The 770-nt window shown below is 47.7% G+C and carries 1 protein-coding gene; it reads right to left on the bottom strand.

What is annotated here, in order from left to right; translation table 11 throughout:
- Positions 1 to 770, bottom strand: a 770-nt coding sequence (locus R7R78_RS25765; protein ID WP_225474574.1) for a methyl-accepting chemotaxis protein, incomplete at both ends; no start/stop codon positions are given.

Raw genomic sequence — 770 nt, 5'->3', positions numbered from 1 at the left:
TACTGCGTCCTGAGCATCACTTTGAAGCTGGTTGATCATACGTTGAATCTCTTCCGTTGAATCGGCAGTGCGCGACGCTAGGTTACGAACTTCATCTGCAACTACCGCAAAGCCTCGACCTTGCTCACCTGCGCGTGCCGCTTCAATCGCTGCGTTCAGTGCCAACAAGTTTGTTTGCTCAGAGATATCGCGGATTACACCAAGGATAGAGCCGATATCTTTCGTTGTAGAAGCAAGCTGTGTCACAACGATGTTTGTCGTTTCCACATCGTCAGCAAGACGGCTAATCACTTCTTTCGCTTTCATCACAACTTCACGACCCGTCTGAGTATTATCAGACGCTTGGTTTGCAGTATCGGCTGCCGTCGCTGCGTTAGACGCAATTTCACTGATCGTCGCACCCATTTGGTTGATCGCTGCAACTACTTGAATCGTCTGGTCACGTTGCTCTTGGCTATTGTCGTACGTTGACGTTGCTTTGCTCGACACGCTGTCTGACGCTTGGCTCAGTGCACCGCTCGTCAAAGATACCTCTTTCATGGTTGCGTGGATTTTCTCAATAAATCCGTTGAAACCTTTAGAAAGTTGCGCGATTTCATCATTGCCACGAATTTCAATACGCTGTGATAAATCACCTTCGCCTTGACCAAGATCGGTAAAGCGATCTGCAATCAAACGAATTGGCTTAGTGATACTGTTTGCGAGCAATACGCCCATCAAAATGAACACCAACGCCACTACAATGGTTGTGATCATCATTTTTTGGCCAG

It is taken from the genome of Vibrio sp. 2134-1, assembly GCF_033339495.1.
Note: the sequence above shows the minus strand (reverse complement) of the source record. Positions and strands in the feature narration are given on the sequence as shown.